We start from the raw sequence: 18,970 nt of genomic DNA on the forward strand, positions 1-18,970 counted from the left end.
AAAGGTTAAGCAAGCGGGAGAGGTCTATTGTGAACGCATGCGTCATGATCTCGATAACAACCGTGACCTTTGATGTATGATTGCTCAGGCAATTACAACATAAAGAGCGGCACGGAATGCCGTATACATTGCTGAATTTATCGCATCGGAACGCTCCCTAGGCTGATCCATTTGTTGATTGACCCGTGTCCAGTTTTCTTGCGTACACAAATGGAGGAATAAAGATGCGTATCATGGTACAGAAATTCGGAGGCACGTCTCTCTCTACGGTTCAGGCGAGAGAGCATGTGCTCCGTCATGTTAAACGTGAACTTGAAGCAGGCTTGAGTCTGGTCATCGTTGTATCTGCGATGGGTCGCCGCGGCGAACCTTATGCAACCGATACGTTGCTGGACTGGGCTGCACAGAACGGAAACGCACTATCCGCACGCGAAAAGGATTTACTGCTGTGCTGTGGTGAAATTATATCTGCGACAACTTTGAGCAGTTTGCTTGAACATGAAGGCATTCCAACTACAGTGCTGACCGGTGCGCAAGCAGGTTTTGTGACGGACGACAATTTCGGGAATGCCCGGATATTGGATGTCCGTCCTGTTCGTGTATTGGACCAACTTCAGCTCGGCAGGGTCGTTATTGTAACCGGATTCCAAGGTCAGACGGAAAATGGTGACTTCACGACACTGGGTCGTGGGGGGAGCGATACGTCAGCAACAGCTCTGGGTGCAGCATTACGCGCCGAAATGGTGGATATCTACACGGATGTGAACGGGATATTAACGGCTGATCCACGCATTGTGGAGGATGCTCGTCCGCTGACGGTTGTGAGTTATGCTGAGATCTGTAACATGGCCCACCAAGGGGCCAAGGTAATCCATCCGCGTGCGGTCGAGATTGCCATGCAATCGCAGATCCCGATTCGTGTAAGATCTACTTTTGCTGACACGGAAGGAACGCTGGTTACGCGTCCGGAAGGATTCCAGGATGTGCAGACAGGCATTGTTGACCGCTATGTAACAGGCATCGCCTATGTAAGCAATGTAACGCAAATTACGGTAGATGTACCCGTTAGTGCAGATCGATTACAACTGAAAGTATTCAAAACAATGGCTGAGAATTCGATCAGCGTTGATTTTATTAATGTTACCCCCTCGGGAGTTGTCTATACGGTGTTTGACAGTGATTCCGAGAAAGCCATACATGTATTGCAGGAGATAGGTCTCAAGCCACAAAGCCTGTCTGGTTGTGCCAAAGTTTCCGTCATTGGCGGAGGCATTAATGGTGTACCCGGAATTATGGCAAGAATCGTGGAATCCTTGACGCTGGCAGACATTCAGATCCTGCAATCCGCAGATTCGAACACAACGATCTGGGTACTCGTAAAAAAAGAAGATATGGTTCAGGCCCTGAGGGCACTTCACGCCTCGTTCGAACTTCATTTGTAAGGATCTGAAGTTAGAGGAGCCAAACCTGTTTTGAAGGAGGAATCGAATTGGACTTTGGAAGATTGATTACAGCAATGGTCACTCCATTCAATGAACAAGGAGAGATTCATTGGGAGGAGACCACACGTCTAATCGACTATTTGATTGTAGATCAAAAGTCGGAGACACTCGTGGTCTCCGGAACAACAGGGGAGTCTCCAACACTTAGTGATACGGAGAAAGTTCAATTATTCGAATTTGCAGTGAAACATGCGGCCGGACGGTGCAAAATTATAGCCGGAACAGGAAGCAATAACACCGCACATTCCATCCATCTGACACAGGAAGCTGAACGTGCCGGAGTAGATGGCATATTATTGGTTGTTCCTTATTACAACAAACCGAGCCAAGAAGGATTGTTCCAACATTTTGAAGCGATTGCGGGCTCAACCAAACTGCCAATTATGCTCTATAACGTACCTGGTCGCACAGCTACTAGCCTGTCTGCTGTAACAACGCTTCGCCTCGCACAGATTCCTAACATCGTAGCAACCAAGGAATGTGCGTCCACGGAACAGATTACGCTGATTGCTGCAAGCGCTCCGAAGGATTTTAGAGTCTATTCTGGGGATGACGCTTCAGGGTTGCCAGCGATTGCTGTCGGTGCATATGGAATCGTCAGCGTGGCGAGTCATGTGGTAGGAGCAGAGATGAAAAGAATGATCGATGCCTTCTATGATGGAGCGCCTCTTCAAGCTGCTCAGATTCATCAGCAACTGTTCCCGTTGTTCAAAGGTCTGTTTGAGTGTCCGCAGCCTTTACCGAACCCGGTAGCCGTGAAATACGCGCTGACATTGCGAGGTCTGAACGTTGGATCCGTTCGCTTGCCCCTGATCCCGCCGACGGAAGAGGAACAGGTATACATCAAAGGTCTGCTTAATTTGTAATTATGCAGGCTGACCAAGGAACTATTTTATTAATTATGTGAACATCCAATAGATCAGCCAAAGAACCGTTCCTCTTAGAAGAGGTTGCGGTTCTTTTTTGACGGTGATTGTGAGGTTTCTTTTTCCTTGTTGAGGGGAAACCTACAGGTTAACGAGAGAGTGACTTGTTTTTTTTGTTTTTAATCATGTATAATGATGTCAAGTGACTGGGTGCGGTATATTTTTGAAATTGAAAGCGACATCGTTTCGTGATGTGGCTTTGCGGTGAAAAAGGAAGGAACGGCTAAGAAGGATATTTCAGATCCAACGTGTTGGTGAAAGGGAATAACTTCCGAAGAACTTCTTCCAGATATCGTGAATAAAGGTGTTCTTTTGCATTCATCCCGATAGATGGGGATGTAATGTGTGGACTACTTTTCTTAACTTACAATAAATAATAAGGTACGACGTCCAACTACCATAGGAGGTTTAGATTCATTTGTCTAAGAAAAATAATAACGATAAACTGATGATTTTTGCATTGGGCGGCGTAGGCGAGATTGGTAAAAATATGTACGTCATCCAATACGCTAACGACATTGTAGTCGTAGATGCTGGTCTTAAATTCCCTGAAGAAGATATGCTTGGTATTGATATTGTCATCCCTGACATTTCATACCTGACTGAGAACCGTGACAAAGTAAGAGGCATTATCCTTACTCACGGACATGAGGATCACATTGGTGGTCTGCCGTATGTTCTCAAACATCTGAATGTCCCTGTATACGGAACAAGGCTTACACTAGGACTTGTAGAAAACAAGTTGAAAGAAGCGAACTTGCTCGGTGAAACAAAACGTATTCTGATTGATGCTGATTCCGAGATTCAACTTGGATCTGTATTGAAAGCATCATTCTTCGCTACTAACCATAGTATTCCGGATTCCGTTGGTGTATGTGTTGAAACACCGGAAGGTGCAGTTGTTCATACGGGTGACTTCAAATTTGACCACACGCCAGTCAACGGTCAATATGCAGATCTTCAGCGTATGGCACAGATCGGAACCAATGGCGTACTTGCGCTTCTGTCCGACAGTACAAACGCTGAGAAACCTGGATTCACACCATCGGAGAAAAATGTGGGTATCGTGCTGGAAGATATCTTCCGCAAAGCAAGTCAACGCGTTGTCGTAGCAACGTTTGCTTCCAACGTACACCGTATCCAACAGGTCATCAACGCAGCAGAAGTGACTGGACGTAAAGTTGCAGTTATCGGACGTAGTATGGTTAATGTGGTTGGTATTGCTTCGGAACTGGGTTACCTTGAGATCCCGGATGGCATGATCATTGAACCCGAAGAAGTAGGCAAGATGGCTGCTGATCGTGTCGTGATTCTCTGCACAGGAAGCCAAGGCGAGCCAATGTCAGCACTGACACGTATGGCTCGTTCCACGCACCGCAAAGTGGACATCCTGCCAGGCGACACTGTAATTATCGCAGCAACACCTGTACCAGGTAATGAAAAATATGTAGGCCGTACGATTGATGAACTGTTCCGTCTAGGTGCTAACGTGCATTACAGCGGTGCTAACAGTGGTGTTCACGTATCTGGTCACGGTAGCCAGGAAGAGCTGAAACTGATGCTCAACCTGATGAAACCGAAATTCTTCTTGCCAATTCACGGTGAATTCCGTATGCAGCGCCGCCACGCGGTTCTTGCTGAATCTGTAGGCGTTGAGCCAGAAAACATTTTCATCACGGACATCGGTGAAGTCATTGAAATTCAAGGTGGAGCAGCGCGTAGAGCAGGTAAAGTTACTGCTGGTAACGTGTTGATCGATGGCTTGGGTGTAGGCGATGTGGGTAACATTGTACTCCGTGACCGCAAATTGCTGTCACAAGATGGTATCCTTGTTGTCGTGGTAACACTGAGCAAACAGGATGGAAAAATTGTTTCTGGTCCTGACATCATCTCTCGCGGATTTGTGTATGTACGCGAATCGGAAGGACTGCTGGATGAGGCCAACCGAATCGTTAGCAGCACCTTGCAGAAGTTGATGAGTGAGAACGTTAACGAGTGGGCTTCACTCAAAACGAATGTCAAAGATGCATTGGGACGCTTCCTGTATGAGCAAACTCGTCGTAGACCGATGATTTTGCCAATCATTATGGAAGTTTAAAATAAGCTAAACAAAAACATATATTCAGGCACACAGTCGCCCCTTCTCTACGAGTAATATTGGACGGTTCCTCGTAGAGAAGGGGCTTTTTTGCGTTTTTCTAGGGAGAGCGTCGCCATATGAAGTATTTTGATGTACAAGTGGGTATAAGGCAGTTGGCAGATTCCCCATACTAAGGAAAACCATTAAATGTTTCTGGAGAAGGGGATTAATGAAATGAATGAACATATGAATGGCAAGCAGACGTCAAGATCCAATCAGCCTGAGGTTGAAGCACCCGAGGTGCCCGCACAGGAAGAGAAAGACATGTCTCCGGTGACGGAAACGATTCAGCAGTTTGGACAGACACAGTCGCCCGCAGCTGAATCCAACATCTTCTGTATGACCATTATTGGTCAGGTGGAAGGGCATTTAATTTTGCCGCCACAAAATAAAACAACAAAATATGAGCATATCATTCCACAACTTGTCGCTGCAGAACAGAATCCGCGCATTGAAAGTATTCTTATCATATTGAACACGGTCGGTGGGGATGTAGAGGCGGGACTCGCCATAGCGGAGATGATTGCTTCCCTGAGCAAACCTACAGTTACCGTGGTCATTGGAGGAGGGCACAGCATTGGTGTACCTATCGCGGTAGCTTCCACGTATTCTCTGATAGCAGGAAGTGCAACAATGACCATCCATCCGATTCGTATGAACGGCCTTGTCATTGGTGTACCTCAGACGTTTGAGTACATGGAGAAAATGCAGGAACGGGTTGTTCGATTCGTGACTTCGCATTCAAATATCAAGGAAGAGATGTTCAAAGAACTGATGTTTAAGACCGGTGAGTTGAATCGGGATATTGGTACAGCTGTAGGAAGCGCAGATGCGGTGAAATACGGATTAATGGATGCAGTAGGCGGGATCGGGCAGGCTATTTCTAAGTTAAATCAGCTTATGGGAGACAAAAGACAGATTCTGCAAGCGGGAGGTTATACCCAATGACACTATATACCGTGATGCCCCCGAACAACTCTGGTCGGGTATGTGGCAGGAAGGGGAAGCGACGAGGGAGATCATGATGAATGGATTATTGATGCAGGTCAGGCCTGTGAATGACAATGAAGCAGTCATCGTACGTTTGCTGGATTGTCCGCTTGAAGCCTATCTCAATCCTGCCAATATGCCGGGTACTACTGTTCCACTTTCGGGTAACTCGGGAACAACATAACGCGACAAATTCAGACCAATTGAGCAAAAAAAGAACATATGTACGGATTATATTTGTATGGTATAATATTCTTCTGGGGTGACCTGATTTTGGCCAGAAGAAAAAAGAGGAAAAAAAAGGCCGCTGGTTTTAGTGGCGTTTTAAAATATGAGATTTACGGGATAGTGCTGATTACCCTCGCTGTTATTGCATTATCGGGTGAAGCCACCGTTGGACGTTCGCTTTCCAAGATGTTCGGACTGATGCTTGGTAAGTTTTATTTTGCGATTCCACTTGTTGGTATCTATTATGGTCTCATGGTGATGATTCACCGGAAATGGCCAAGTGGTTGGACCACACGCAAAACAGGTCTGGTATTGCTGGTCTTTGCCTTAACTTTGATGAGCACCGTCTCTGCGATGCACCAGAAGCTCATTCCGGTTGGTGCACTTGAGCCTGGTGCTGTTATTACACAGGTACATAATGATATGCAAAGCGAGCTGCTAACCCCTGCTGTGCCAGGTGAGAGAGATTCCATGCTGAATAAGGATATCAGCGGCGGTTATATCGGAGCGGGACAATTTGCCTTATTCCTGTGGCTGTTCGGCAGTCTTGGAGCCAGGCTTATCATGATCGTGATGTTTATAATCAGTTTTATGCTGATTACCAATCTTTCTTATGTGGATTTGATACGAATATTCAGAACCAAGGTTTGGGATGCCGGAAGTTCTATGTACAAAAAAATGGAGTCCAGAACCGCTACACGTTCTGTTTCAGTCGCTGACGGCAGGAAGAAGGGAAATGCTCGTAAGTTGGTACCCGTACCTGTCGACGTTGAAGACGATGAAGATGAGGATGAATTACAAGAACAACATCTGCCAAAACGAAAGGTACCGATATTTATCCAATTATTTGGAAAATGGGGAGCTGACCGGGAACAGGCGAAGTCTGAGCGTGATTTGAATCAAGAGGATTCAGCGGAAGCGGAACAGGTTGTTTACCGAGGTGTACAGAATCCTGATCGAGTAGTATGGCAGGATGAAGCCGTGGATGGAACGAATAGGGTTGTTTCTTCTCATACTTCTGTTCAAGCTAATCCTAACTCGGCGCCGATCATCCGTGACTTTTTCGAGCATGTCAGAGCAGAAGATACAGGCAAGGATGATGATCTGGACGATGCTTATCCTTTCCCGGATGATCTAACCAATTCCAATTCAGCTCAAGAGGACGAGCATGCCATCAAAATAACGGATGAACTGGTGGACGCGGCATGGCCCGTATCCGATGCAGTGACAGGTTCACGGAATGCTGCGGACGACATCCAGAGTGGAGAAGACATACTGCACAATGCTAATCCGGGAACAGATAATGTAACTGCCGATCGGGAGGAAGTACAACCAGTCAAACCACCGCCTCCCCCTCCGAAGCCTTATAAGCTACCCTCGTTCCGTCTTCTTGCGAAGCCGAACAACGGTGGCAAGGCTAGTGATCAGAAGGATTACATGCAGACAGCGCGTAAGTTGGAAGCGACTCTGGAGAGTTTCGGTGTTCGTGCCAAAGTGCTTGAAGTCGTTCGGGGCCCTGCGGTTACACGGTACGAAATCCAACCGGATATTGGTGTCAAAGTCAGCAGGATTGTCAGTTTGACGGACGATATTGCGTTGGCACTGGCAGCGAAAGATATCCGGATGGAAGCACCAATTCCCGGAAAGTCCGCCATTGGTATCGAGGTACCTAATGGCGAAGTATCGGTTGTAACGATGCGTGAAGTGATGGAGACAGCAACGTTCCAGGACGCAGAATCCAAAGTGACCATTGCATTTGGACGAGATATCTCCGGACAGACGATTATCGGTAACTTGGCTCGTATGCCCCATTTGCTCGTTGCTGGCGCTACAGGTTCAGGTAAGTCGGTATGTATTAACGGGATTATAACGAGCATATTGTACAAAGCGAAACCGGATGAAGTGAAGTTTCTGATGGTCGATCCCAAGATGGTTGAGTTGAACGTATATAACGGGATTCCACATCTGATGGCACCGGTAGTAACTGATCCCAAAAGAGCTTCACTTGCCCTGAAAAAAATTGTGGTTGAGATGGAGAAAAGATATGAACTGTTCTCCAAATCAGGCACTCGCAATGTGGAAGGTTACAACAATTTGATGAAAGATAATCCCGCGGCCGTTCTGCCTTATATCGTGGTCATTGTGGATGAGCTTGCAGATCTGATGATGGTTGCAGCTGGAGACGTGGAAGATTCCATTGCGCGACTTGCACAGATGGCTCGTGCAGCAGGTATTCATCTGATTATTGCTACTCAGCGTCCTTCCGTGGACGTTATTACCGGGGTAATCAAAGCGAATATTCCTTCCCGAATTGCTTTCGGGGTATCCTCACAGGTGGATTCCCGAACGATTCTCGATATGGGGGGAGCCGAGAAATTGCTGGGTCGTGGAGATATGTTGTTCATGCCTATGGGTGCATCGAAACCGGTTCGTGTACAAGGTGCTTTTATGAGTGATGAAGAAGTCGAAACCATTGTGAATTATGTACGCAGTCAAGGTGAAGCGCAATATGATGACTCCATTGTACCTGAGGTCGACGACTCCATTCAGGGGGCAGATCAAGTACAGGATGAGTTATACGAGAACGCCGTACAGATTATTTTAGAGGCAAAACAAGCTTCAGTCTCCCTATTGCAACGCCGTATGCGGGTTGGTTACACTCGTGCGGCACGTTTAATTGACTCCATGGAGGCTCGTGGTGTAATTGGTCCTTATGAGGGTAGCAAACCGCGGGAAGTGCTAATCTCACTTGAACAGTATCAACAGAATAAATTAAGCTCATAGTTGTAACGTGATACATGATACAGAGGATCGTTTGAAGCTCTCAACCTTATGGTTGGGGGCTTTTTTCTTATGTATGGGACAGAAGTTTTGCCATCTACCCCAAAGAACGGATGGTTTGGTGCATAGGAAGCAACCGGGCTTGTCATAATAACATTAGTGATTCTGTTAATCCCACAAGAGAAAGGTAGAGCATAGTCGATGCGAAAAATGAACCTTTGGCTTTTCACTGCTATTTTGCTGATATCCGCATTGGGAATCCGTTATTTGCTTCCTGGGAATACAGCAACTGATCATTCCACAGAGCGTACACCGCAGGTAGAAGAAAAGGCTTTACCTACATTTAGCAGCAATATGCTGAAGTATGGAAGCTATGGCCAGGATGTGTATGAGCTTCAGGGCCGTCTGAAGTATCTGGGATTTTACAATGGTAAAATCGACAGTAATTTTGGAAACAGCACACTGAAATCAGTCAAATGGTTCCAATCTGAGTTTGGTATGAAAGCGGATGGTGTGGTTGGAGCCGAAACCAAGCTGAAGTTGTACAATGCTTCAACCAAATGGTCGCCAACAGCACCTCCACTGCACAAGGAATCATCAGGTACAAGTGGTGAAAGTGGTGGAAGCAACAATACGGCGGATAAAGAGCAAGATAATATGGGCTCTGCCAATGCCTTGGGTCTATCCGAGAATGAACTCAAAATTATGGCCAACGCTGTATATGGAGAGTCCCGTGGTGAACCTTTTGAAGGTCAAGTTGCAGTAGCAGCAGTAATCCTGAATCGCGTGAAATCACCAAGCTTCCCGAATACACCATCTGGTGTAATCTTTCAGCCAGGGGCATTCACTGCTGTTGCAGATGGTCAGATCTATCTGGAGCCCAATGCACAAGCCAAAAAAGCCGTTGAACAGGCGATGAATGGCTGGGACCCCTCCGGCGGATGCCTCTACTATTTTAATCCGAAGACCGCAACATCCAAATGGATCTGGACCCGTCCACAGGTGAAAACTATTGGGCAGCATATTTTTTGTATGTGATGATGTTGGAAGCAACCAGAAGGCGTGACTTCGGTTGCTTCTTGCCTTTTGAATGGGTTAAAATGGTTATTACGTTTAAGCTTAAACACTATTGCAAGATAAATGACGCCGTAAAGGGGTTTTGACATTTGAATACATCAGGATTCGAACGAGGCAGCCGGAGAGAGTTTCGTATACATGTGCTTCCGACCAAACGTTTCAAAACGTTCGCTATATCACTATATGCCGGAGTTCCCTTACGGGAAGACACGGTAACGAAGGTAGCATTGACACCTTTTGTACTGCGGCGCGGAACGGAATCCTATCCGGAAACAACGCAATTTCGTGAGCAACTGGAGCATCTATATGGAGCGGGTTTTGGTTTTGACGTGTATAAGCGCGGAGATTATCAGATTGTGCAGTTCCGAATGGATACCATTAATGATTCCTTTGTAGGAGGGGACCAGCAGCTACTGGATCGTTCCTTTGCCTTCTTGGGAGAGGTTCTTACCCGACCTGCACAGGAGAATGGACACTTGAGAACGTCTTATGTACAGCAAGAGCGAGAGACGGTTCGTAAAAAGCTGGAGTCTATCGTAAATGACAAAATGCGATATGCCGCCGAACGCAGCATCGAAGAAATGTGCAAAAATGAACCTTATCGTCTTCACCCACTGGGTGAGCGAAAGGGCCTGCCCGGGATTGAACCTGACACATTGACTGCGTCGTATCAGGAGTGGCTGCAACAGGCAAGTATGGATCTGTATGTGGTGGGAGATACGACACTGGAGGAGGTTGAGAATCTTGTTCAGCGCCATTTCAATGTGGATCGTACATCTTCCTCCGACTACCAGGCACAGGCAGCCGTTCGAGGGGATAAGGAAGTAGAAACTGTTGTGGAGAGACTGAAGGTTAGTCAGGGAAAACTTAATATGGGACTTCGAACGTCCATCACATATGGAGATCCCCAGTACGCTGCAGCATTGATGTACAATGGGATTCTCGGCGGCTATCCTCACTCCAAACTGTTTGTCAATGTTCGTGAAAAAGAAAGCCTGGCGTATTACGCTTCATCTCGATACGACGGACACAAAGGCATTGCAACAATTCAATCCGGGATTGAAATCCCCAATTATGAAAAGGCTGTTACCATCATCAATCAGCAGTTGGAAGAAATGAGAAGTGGAACAATTAGTGATCTGGAAATGTCCCAAACGAAAGCGATGATTCGTAACCTGCTCAAGGAGATGCAAGATTCTGCTTTTGAGATGATTGCTTACGATTTCAATCGTCAGTTATCCGGCAAAGAGAGAACGGCTGAGGATTTGTTGGCTCAGGTAGAGCACATTAGCAAGGAAGATGTTCGTGAGGCGGCAGAGCAGTTCCGTCTGGATACGATTTATTTCTTGCGTGACGAGAAGGAGGAATAATCGGTGGAGAGCATTCGATATGAGCATTTGCAGGAGACACTATATTATGAAGTGATGGATAATGGACTGCATGTCTATGTTTTGCCTAAACCGGGATTCCAGAAAACGTATGCTACGTTTGCGACCAAATATGGATCAGTGGATAATCATTTTCAGGTTGAAGGACAGGATGAAGTGAAGGTTCCGGATGGCATTGCCCATTTTTTGGAACATAAAATGTTCGAAGAGCCGACAGGTGATATTTTTGCAACGTTTGCCTCTCATGGTGCCTCGGCGAATGCGTTTACGAGCTTTGATCAGACCGTGTATTTGTTTTCAGCGACAGAAGATGTGAATGAAAATATACAAACATTAGTCGACTTTGTGCAAAATCCTTACTTCACGGATCAGAATGTGGAAAAGGAAAAAGGTATTATTGGACAGGAAATTGATATGTATGCCGATAATCCGGACTGGCGTGTTTATTTTGGACTGATTGAAGCTATGTATCAAAAACATCCGGTGCACATTGATATAGCTGGAACGGTCGAATCCATCCGTACGATCACTAAGGAAACGCTCTATGAATGCTATAACGCCTTCTATCACCCGAGCAACATGCTTCTGTTCGTGGTGGGTGGTGTAGATCCGCAGGAAGTCATCGATATGGTTCGTTCGAACCAGAAACAGAAAAACTATGAGCCGCAGGGGAATATCAAACGCTTTTTTGAGCAGGAGCCTGAGCAAGTTGGAGAAGCCAGAAGGGAAGCAAAACTTGCAGTCTCCTTGCCCAAATGTCTATTTGGATTCAAAGAGACGGACGTTGGACTCACCGGAGAGAATCTGTTACGGCGTGATATGACCACTCAGTTGATGATGGACCTGTTGTTCGGATCAAGCACGCATTTGTTTCAACAGCTCTATGATGAAGATCTGATCTCCGACAGCTTTGGACATGAGTATAACAGTTCGCCTCAATACGCGTTTTCGGCTATCGGTGGGGATACGAAAGACCCGGATCAACTGCTCTCGCGTATACGTGAAGAAGTGGATGTCATTGTGCAAAAAGGATTCGAATCCTCGAACTTTGAACGCGCACGGAAAAAGAAAATAGGCGGATATCTTCGCATGCTTAACTCTCCGGAGAACATTGCACATGAATTCACACGTCAGCAATTCCGTGGCGGTGATTTCTTCAACTTGTTGCCATTGTATGAATCGATTACGCTTGAAGATGTAAACCACAGATTGAAAGAGCATATTCGCTGGGATCAACTGGCTGTATCTCTAGTCGTGAGTCCTTAATATGGAGAGGGGAACAGGACAATTGAAGGCCATTGGGGAAATGACGGTATTGGTTACTGGAGCAAGCGGTGGCATCGGAGCGGCTATTGCAGAGCGTTTTGCCAGAGTAGGTATGAATGTAGTTATACACTATATGAAATCGCATGAAGCAGCGAATGAAGCAGCCAGAAGATGCATGGAACAGGGCAATGGCAAGATCATGACCGTATCTGCTGATCTTCGCAGCAGGGAACAGATTCAACGTATGCGCGAGAAGCTAGAGTCACATGATCTTATGCCAGACATCCTTGTAAACAATGCGGGCATTTCTCATTATGGAATGTTGGCTGATGTTACGGAGGAAATCTGGGATGAAGTGATGGCGATTAACTTGAAAGGCACGTTTATGTGTACACAGGAAATGATGCCTCATATGATCTCTCAAAGGTACGGTCGAATTATCAATGTGTCATCGATCTGGGGACTTTCCGGCGCCTCCTGTGAGGTGCTCTATTCAACAACCAAGGGCGGGGTGAATGCTTTTACCAAAGCTCTCGCGAAAGAACTCGCACCATCCGGAGTAACCGTAAATGCGGTTGCTCCTGGCGCAGTGCAGACATCTATGTTAAACCATTTGGACCAGAGTGAACTGAAGATGCTGGAAGAGGAAATTCCGGCAGGAAGACTGGCTCAGCCTGATGAGATCTCATCACTGGTATATTTTCTCGCCCTCCCTGAATCCGGTTATATTAACGGGCAAATTATCAGTCCGAATGGCGGATGGTTAACATAAGGCTGCATGAACGGTCCATTCTTGAAAAATGGAACAGAACGTGTACAAACTGCCAAGTAACAGACACTTTGGATATTGTTTAAAAATATTCGTATATAAAATGTCCCGGAAGCACATATTACAACTGTTGATTTTAAATCTCATGCGTCAGCTAAGGAGGATTTATCATGTCAACAGACAAAACGGTGCTCACTAATTTCGACACATGGAAGAAGTTCCTGGGTGGTCGCGTACTGCAAGCAGAGAAGATGGGAATGAGTGAAGAAACCATCAACAAACTTGCGTATGAAATCGGTGACTTTCTGGATGAGAAAGTCGATCCGGCGAACCATTCCAACCGGGCATTGAAAGAACTATGGGATGTCGGCGATGCTGATGAGCGTCGTACGATTGCGTGCCTAATGGTCAAATTGGCCAAACAAAACGCATAAGATTACAGCAGAAGAGCTCCCGTAAGGGGCTTTTCTCTAATGATTACAAACGGATTACAGAGCTGTTCTTGTAATTCATTTTCATTTTATATATCATTAACGTGACCCATTTTTAGAAGATGCCTCAGATTGTCGTCCTGTGGACACGTTCTGTTGCTGTCGAATAATGTGGAATAATGCTTTACGGGGTGTATAAATGGAATCTAAACAATGGTACATGGAATATAAAATACATAAGAACAGACCTGGCTTGCTAGGCGACATAGCCTCTATGCTGGGGATGCTTGAAGTTAATATTTTGACTATTAACGGGGTGGAAGGCAAAACTCGGGGTATGCTGCTTGAATCGGATGATGATGAGAAGATTCGTTTGCTGGGTGAAATGCTTAGCAAAGTAAACAGCATTACGGTATCGGCTTTACGTCAACCGAAATTGGTGGATATTCTGGCTGTACGTCACGGCAGGTACATTGACCGCGATTCAGATGATCGCAAAACATTTCGTTTTACACGAGATGAACTTGGGTTACTTGTGGACTTTTTGGGTGAAGTATTTAAGAAGGAAGGTAACCAGGTTATCGGTTTGCGTGGAATGCCGCGTGTGGGTAAAACGGAGTCCATCATTGCGGGCAGTGTATGTGCCATGAAGCGCTGGACGTTTGTATCCTCCACACTTCTTCGTCAGACGATAAGGAGTCAAATGTCCGAGGACGAATTGAACCCAAACAATGTGTTCATCATTGATGGAATTGTCAGTACCATTCGTTCCAGTGAGCGGCATTACAATTTGTTGCAGGATATCATGTCGATGCCAAGCACCAAAGTTATCGAACATCCGGATATCTTTGTTCAGGAATCCGAATATGATTTTAATGATTTTGACATTATTATTGAATTGCGCAACGTTCCAAATGAAGAAATTATTTATGATACGTTCACAGCCAGCTACACCGACGAACTGTAAGGCTCCGTACGGGATCATGGAAATAGATTAGCAACAACTCAAGAGATAAACATAAGGAGGAGATGGCATGTCTGAACTGGGTCAGCAGTTAAGGGAGGCCCGGCTGCAAAAAGGGATGAGTCTTGACGATGTACAGGAAATGACTAAAATTCGCAAGAGGTATCTGGAGGCTATAGAAGCAGGGGACTATAAAGTGCTGCCTGGCACCTTCTATGTGCGTGCTTTCATCAAAACCTATGCGGAGACTGTGGGACTCAACCCTGATGAGCTGCTGGAGGGTCACAAAAAAGATGTACCGGCAGAGGAGACGGAAGCGACAATGGAACCGGTTATTCAGAAGCGTTCCAATCGTCCGGTTGAGCGTAATAATCGGTGGATGTCTGTCGCGCTGATGTGGACATTCCCCATTTTAATTGTGGTTTTGTTGTATGCTTACGTTGTATTGAACAAGGATGATGCTAAAGATACTCCGGGGCTGGACCCGGTCAAAATTACAGACAGTCAGCAGCAGCCGGAAGATAAACCGGATCAACCTGCCGATAACGGACAGGCAGCTAATCCGCCTGCAACTGATTCAGGTACAGGTGAAGGCAACGCAGGCGGGAATGGTGGCGGTACGGACACTGAAGGGCAGACAGATGGCCAAACCGATGGTCAAACGGATGAGACTCAGGATGAACCTACAGATAACACTCCGGCCGCTGTAACTGTTGCAGAGGATGGAAAATCAGGAAATATTACTAACTTTAAAGTTAGTGGAAGTGCAGGCAAGCCTGTCACTGTTACGATTAAAGCTACGGGTCATAGCTGGCTGGAAGTGTACAAGGGCGAGAACTCCAGCGGAGAGAAGTTGGAGTATGGTAATACAGCGGAAGGTGACAGTTTTACCTTTGAGCTGGATAGTACGGGTATGTATATTAAGTCCGGTTACGCTGCAGCGACCACGATTGAGGTTGGTGGGCAAGTTGTAACGGATGGCAAAGCGACCAATCGGATTCGTCTGCAGCTTGGTGAAGACAGTGGCAGTGCTACTTCTTCCACAGGAGTTGAAAATGGAACAACGGTTGGCACAGAAGGTAGCAATGAAGGCAGTACCACAGGCAGCGAATAACCGAGTCCACTGCAGGAGACAATAATGGTGTCTTAACTTGCAGTTAACTTTTGGTGAAGTGAGGTGGATGGCTGTGACAGTCAGCTGGATCGTAACGGGTTTAGGGATCATTGTCAGCCTCCTGGGTTATTACCTGACTCCAAGTGCTTGGGGTTACGGAATATTGGGTTTTGGACTTGCGCATGTCCTTCTGGGTGTGCTTGATATGTTCAGACAGCCCAACCGCAGCCGCTATTAATTGGAAGCTGAACCAGCAAGCATTTTTGGCAACCACTCAAGTGGAGGCCAAAAATGCTTTTTTGTTTGAACAAAACGGCTTGAAATTAGACTTTTGTTTAAGGTATCCTCTATAATGTTACACAGAACATATGATTAACTGAAAGGGTGACTGGTTTGAGTTCAGAAAATTCATTTGATATCGTGTCCAAAATGGACTTGCAAGAATTGACAAATGCCGTTACACAAACGGAGAAGGAAATTGGCACTCGTTATGACTTCAAGGGCAGCAAGAGCAGTCTGAAACTGGATAAGGATGCATTAACGATCGTATCTGATGACGAGACCAAACTCAAGGCTGTCATTGATGTGCTGCAATCCAAAATGGCCAAGCGTGGTCTTCCATTAAAAAACATTGATTATGCCAAAGTGGAGCCGGCTTCTTCTGGAACAGTCCGCCAGCGTTTGAATTTCAAACAGGGGATCGACCAGGACATCGCCAAGAAAATCAATATTTTGATTCGGGACTCGAAGATGAAGGTAAAGAGTCAGATTCAGGGAGATCAGCTCCGGGTAACTGGTAAGAGTAAAAATGATTTGCAAGCTGTGATGCAGCTGCTGAACGGTGCCGAACTGCCTTTGGATTTGCAATATACAAATTTCAAATAATATGGCCTTTTTTTAGCAATCGTGTTTTTTGACACTGAATTAGGCGTATATTATACTAAGTGTGCATTGCTGGCAGTCATGCATCAAGTCCAGTCCTCATCGTTTGCTGACTTTGTGAAAAGCAGTACATCTTCTGGAAGTCACCGGAACGTTTAAAGCGGTTTTGCTTTTGAGCGGTTGACTTTATTTTTGCGTTTCTACATAGTGGGATCATGTTAATATGGATTGACATTGAAATTGTACATTTCATGTTCCGGATGATGATAACGGGATTAAGATGAATGTTTGGAGTAATGGAGGATATGAGGGAGGGCGTCTTGTGAATTTACCCAACCGGATTACGCTTGCACGAATTTGCTTAATCCCTTTTTTGATGGTGTTCCTGCTCGTGGATTTCCCATTTTATCCAGAGCCGTTACAGCTTGGAAGCTTTGCGCTTCCTTATAATCAGCTGATTGCTGCTGTTATTTTTATCATTGCTGCAAGTACGGATGGAATTGATGGGTACCTTGCGCGGAAAAATAACATGGTTACGAATCTGGGAAAACTGCTCGACCCACTCGCAGACAAACTATTGGTTACTGCAGTTTTGATCTCGCTCGTAGAGATGGGCAAGCTGGATTCCTGGATTGCAGTCGTTATTATCAGTCGTGAATTTGCAGTTACAGGTTTGCGACAAATAGCGCTGCTGGATGGTTCAGTTGTCGCAGCCAGTGCCTGGGGCAAGCTGAAGACTGTTGTGCAGATTGTGGCGATTGTGTTGCTGTTGCTGAATAATTTCCCATTTTCATTCACGGGTGTTCACGTAGACATTATCGCGGTTTGGGCTGCAGCGATTATCACCATCTGGTCTGGTATCGATTATTTTATCAAAAACAAAAACTTGCTTCATTTAACAAAAGTATAACTTTTTGGGGTAAGATAGGTAACCTTGAAGAAATCATTGGTACAAAGGGCAATAGGAAATTATCCTATTGCCCTTTCATCACTCACCACATGTACAGGAGGATGCTAAATGAAGGCGGAAATCATTGCAGTTGGCACAGAGCTGCTACTTGGACAAATCGTAAATACCAATGCCAGATACTTATCCCGTGAATTGGCTGCGATCGGGATCGATGTATATTTCCAAACGGTGGTTGGTGATAACCTGAATCGACTTAGTGAAGCCATTCGCATTGCGCAAGGGCGTGCAGACGTTATTTTATTCTCCGGTGGCATTGGGCCTACCCAGGATGATCTGACCAAAGATGCTCTGGCAGCCGTTCTAAACCGCAAGCTGCATATAGATCGTATGGCTATGGACAAAATTGAGAGCTTCTTCAGAGACCGTAATGTGGACATGACAGAGAATAACCGACGTCAGGCGATCGTTATTGATGGTGGTACACCTCTAGCCAATGAAACGGGTCTTGCTGCGGGGAATGCAATTTCAGACAATGATAAATATTATGTTGTGATGCCCGGCCCACCTAAAGAGCTGATTCCAATGTTTGAACAGGAAGTCAAGCCGTGGCTATTCCAGCATGTACTTACAGAAGAAATGCCGATCTATTCCACAATGCTCAAGTTCGCAGGTATTGGTGAATCTGCTCTGGAAGATCGACTTCTCGATCTGATTGATACACAGACAGACCCTACGATCGCTCCTTATGCGAGCGAAGGAGAAGTTACAGTGCGTGTCTCCACCAAGGCTCCAAGTGAGGGAGAGGCGAAGCTGAAGCTGGATGCGATGGAAGTCCAGATCCGTGAACGCTTGACAGAACATCTCTACGCGAACGAGGATGTGCCTATAGAGTACACGATTGTAACTATGATGTCTGATATGGGTCTGACGCTTAGTGCTGCTGAGAGCTGCACAGGAGGGCTTGTGATGCAGAGTCTAACTTCCGTACCCGGAAGCGCATCAATGCTTAAAGGTGGAATTGTTTGTTACTCTAATGAAATTAAAGAAAAGTTGCTGAATGTACCACATGATTATCTGGAAGGTGAAGATGCACCGGGGGCAGTGAGTCCTGAAGTTGCCAAAGTGCTTGCAGAACAGATTCGTATGATTGGGGATGCAGATTTTGGCTTAGCCGTTACCGGTGTAGCGGGACCAGGCTATTCCGAACGCAAGCCACCTGGACTGGTCTTCATCGCTCTTGCTGAACGGGGAAAAGAGACCGAAATCCATGAGCTGCGCATCAATGGTAATCGGGAGACCGTTCGCATTCGTTCAGCCAAAGCGATTCTCTATCGCTTATGGCAGAAGCTTGTAGCGATAGATTAGTATTAGCATATTAGCCTGGATTGCATTTGCAGTTCCAAGCACGTATAATTAAGGAAGACGGAAGAACCGTAGAATTAGGCTTAACAGCCTTATTTACGGTTCTTTTTTCTGTTTAATGGAAAGTTTCTTAGAGGAAGAGGCGCCTCGGCCTTTATAAAAAAACGAATGTATGTTCGAAAAAAAGCTTGGCAAACGTGTCAAAACAAGGTATCATTATCATATAAACAGTAAAGGGTG

Annotated in this window: 17 protein-coding genes; all 17 read left to right on the top strand. The window is 45.9% G+C overall.

Features of this window, described 5'->3' with window-relative positions; all coding sequences use genetic code 11:
- Positions 1 to 224 precede the first annotated feature (224 nt).
- The 17 genes from dapG to C0Q44_RS25950 all read left to right on the top strand — a co-directional run bounded on the left by dapG (position 225) and on the right by C0Q44_RS25950 (position 18,733).
- Positions 225 to 1,442, top strand: a complete 1,218-nt coding sequence (dapG, locus tag C0Q44_RS25875; RefSeq protein WP_105410052.1) for an aspartate kinase — start codon at positions 225 to 227, stop codon at positions 1,440 to 1,442.
- A 47-nt stretch (positions 1,443 to 1,489) separates the two neighbouring features.
- Complete coding sequence (gene dapA / locus C0Q44_RS25880) at positions 1,490 to 2,368, top strand: 4-hydroxy-tetrahydrodipicolinate synthase (RefSeq protein ID WP_105410053.1); 879 nt, start codon at positions 1,490 to 1,492, stop codon at positions 2,366 to 2,368.
- A gap of 478 nt (positions 2,369 to 2,846) precedes the next feature.
- A complete protein-coding gene (locus C0Q44_RS25885; protein ID WP_076208870.1) occupies positions 2,847 to 4,526 on the top strand; it encodes a ribonuclease J in 1,680 nt (559 codons plus the stop codon).
- Positions 4,527 to 4,754: 228 nt separating this feature from the next.
- Positions 4,755 to 5,516, top strand: a complete 762-nt coding sequence (locus tag C0Q44_RS25890; RefSeq protein WP_105410202.1) for a ClpP family protease — start codon at positions 4,755 to 4,757, stop codon at positions 5,514 to 5,516.
- 73 nt (positions 5,517 to 5,589) lie between these two features.
- A complete protein-coding gene (locus C0Q44_RS25895; protein ID WP_258166559.1) occupies positions 5,590 to 5,742 on the top strand; it encodes a YlzJ-like family protein in 153 nt (50 codons plus the stop codon).
- An 89-nt stretch (positions 5,743 to 5,831) separates the two neighbouring features.
- Entirely contained in the window at positions 5,832 to 8,570 is a 2,739-nt protein-coding gene (locus C0Q44_RS25900) for an FtsK/SpoIIIE family DNA translocase (RefSeq protein ID WP_105410054.1), read from the top strand.
- A gap of 198 nt (positions 8,571 to 8,768) precedes the next feature.
- Positions 8,769 to 9,605 carry a spore cortex-lytic enzyme gene (gene sleB / locus C0Q44_RS25905; protein WP_105410055.1) on the top strand — a complete coding sequence of 279 codons (837 nt, stop codon included), beginning with the start codon at positions 8,769 to 8,771 and terminating at the stop codon, positions 9,603 to 9,605.
- A gap of 128 nt (positions 9,606 to 9,733) precedes the next feature.
- Positions 9,734 to 11,014 (top strand): EF-P 5-aminopentanol modification-associated protein YfmF, encoded by a 1,281-nt coding sequence (gene yfmF, locus C0Q44_RS25910; RefSeq protein WP_105410056.1) that lies wholly within the window; start codon positions 9,734 to 9,736, stop codon positions 11,012 to 11,014.
- Positions 11,015 to 11,017: 3 nt separating this feature from the next.
- A complete protein-coding gene (yfmH, locus tag C0Q44_RS25915) occupies positions 11,018 to 12,298 on the top strand; it encodes an EF-P 5-aminopentanol modification-associated protein YfmH (RefSeq protein WP_105410057.1) in 1,281 nt (426 codons plus the stop codon).
- 1 nt (position 12,299) lies between these two features.
- A complete protein-coding gene (gene ymfI, locus C0Q44_RS25920) occupies positions 12,300 to 13,070 on the top strand; it encodes an elongation factor P 5-aminopentanone reductase (protein ID WP_105410058.1) in 771 nt (256 codons plus the stop codon).
- Between the two features lie 167 nt (positions 13,071 to 13,237).
- On the top strand, positions 13,238 to 13,501 hold the full coding sequence (locus C0Q44_RS25925) for a DUF3243 domain-containing protein (RefSeq protein ID WP_105410059.1): 264 nt from the start codon (positions 13,238 to 13,240) through the stop codon (positions 13,499 to 13,501).
- Positions 13,502 to 13,697: 196 nt separating this feature from the next.
- Positions 13,698 to 14,465: a DUF3388 domain-containing protein gene (locus C0Q44_RS25930; protein WP_105410060.1), complete on the top strand. Its 768-nt coding sequence runs from the start codon at positions 13,698 to 13,700 to the stop codon at positions 14,463 to 14,465.
- Between the two features lie 67 nt (positions 14,466 to 14,532).
- Positions 14,533 to 15,576, top strand: a complete 1,044-nt coding sequence (locus C0Q44_RS25935; protein WP_105410061.1) for a helix-turn-helix domain-containing protein — start codon at positions 14,533 to 14,535, stop codon at positions 15,574 to 15,576.
- A 67-nt stretch (positions 15,577 to 15,643) separates the two neighbouring features.
- Positions 15,644 to 15,814 (top strand): hypothetical protein, encoded by a 171-nt coding sequence (locus C0Q44_RS30400; protein WP_017689116.1) that lies wholly within the window; start codon positions 15,644 to 15,646, stop codon positions 15,812 to 15,814.
- Between the two features lie 155 nt (positions 15,815 to 15,969).
- On the top strand, positions 15,970 to 16,461 hold the full coding sequence (locus C0Q44_RS25940) for a YajQ family cyclic di-GMP-binding protein (protein WP_105410062.1): 492 nt from the start codon (positions 15,970 to 15,972) through the stop codon (positions 16,459 to 16,461).
- 319 nt (positions 16,462 to 16,780) lie between these two features.
- Positions 16,781 to 17,368 (top strand): CDP-diacylglycerol--glycerol-3-phosphate 3-phosphatidyltransferase, encoded by a 588-nt coding sequence (gene pgsA, locus C0Q44_RS25945; RefSeq protein ID WP_105410063.1) that lies wholly within the window; start codon positions 16,781 to 16,783, stop codon positions 17,366 to 17,368.
- A gap of 108 nt (positions 17,369 to 17,476) precedes the next feature.
- Entirely contained in the window at positions 17,477 to 18,733 is a 1,257-nt protein-coding gene (locus C0Q44_RS25950; protein ID WP_105410064.1) for a competence/damage-inducible protein A, read from the top strand.
- Positions 18,734 to 18,970: the final 237 nt, after the last annotated feature.

The sequence above is a fragment of the Paenibacillus sp. PCH8 genome (assembly GCF_002968835.1).
GTDB lineage: Bacteria > Bacillota > Bacilli > Paenibacillales > Paenibacillaceae > Paenibacillus.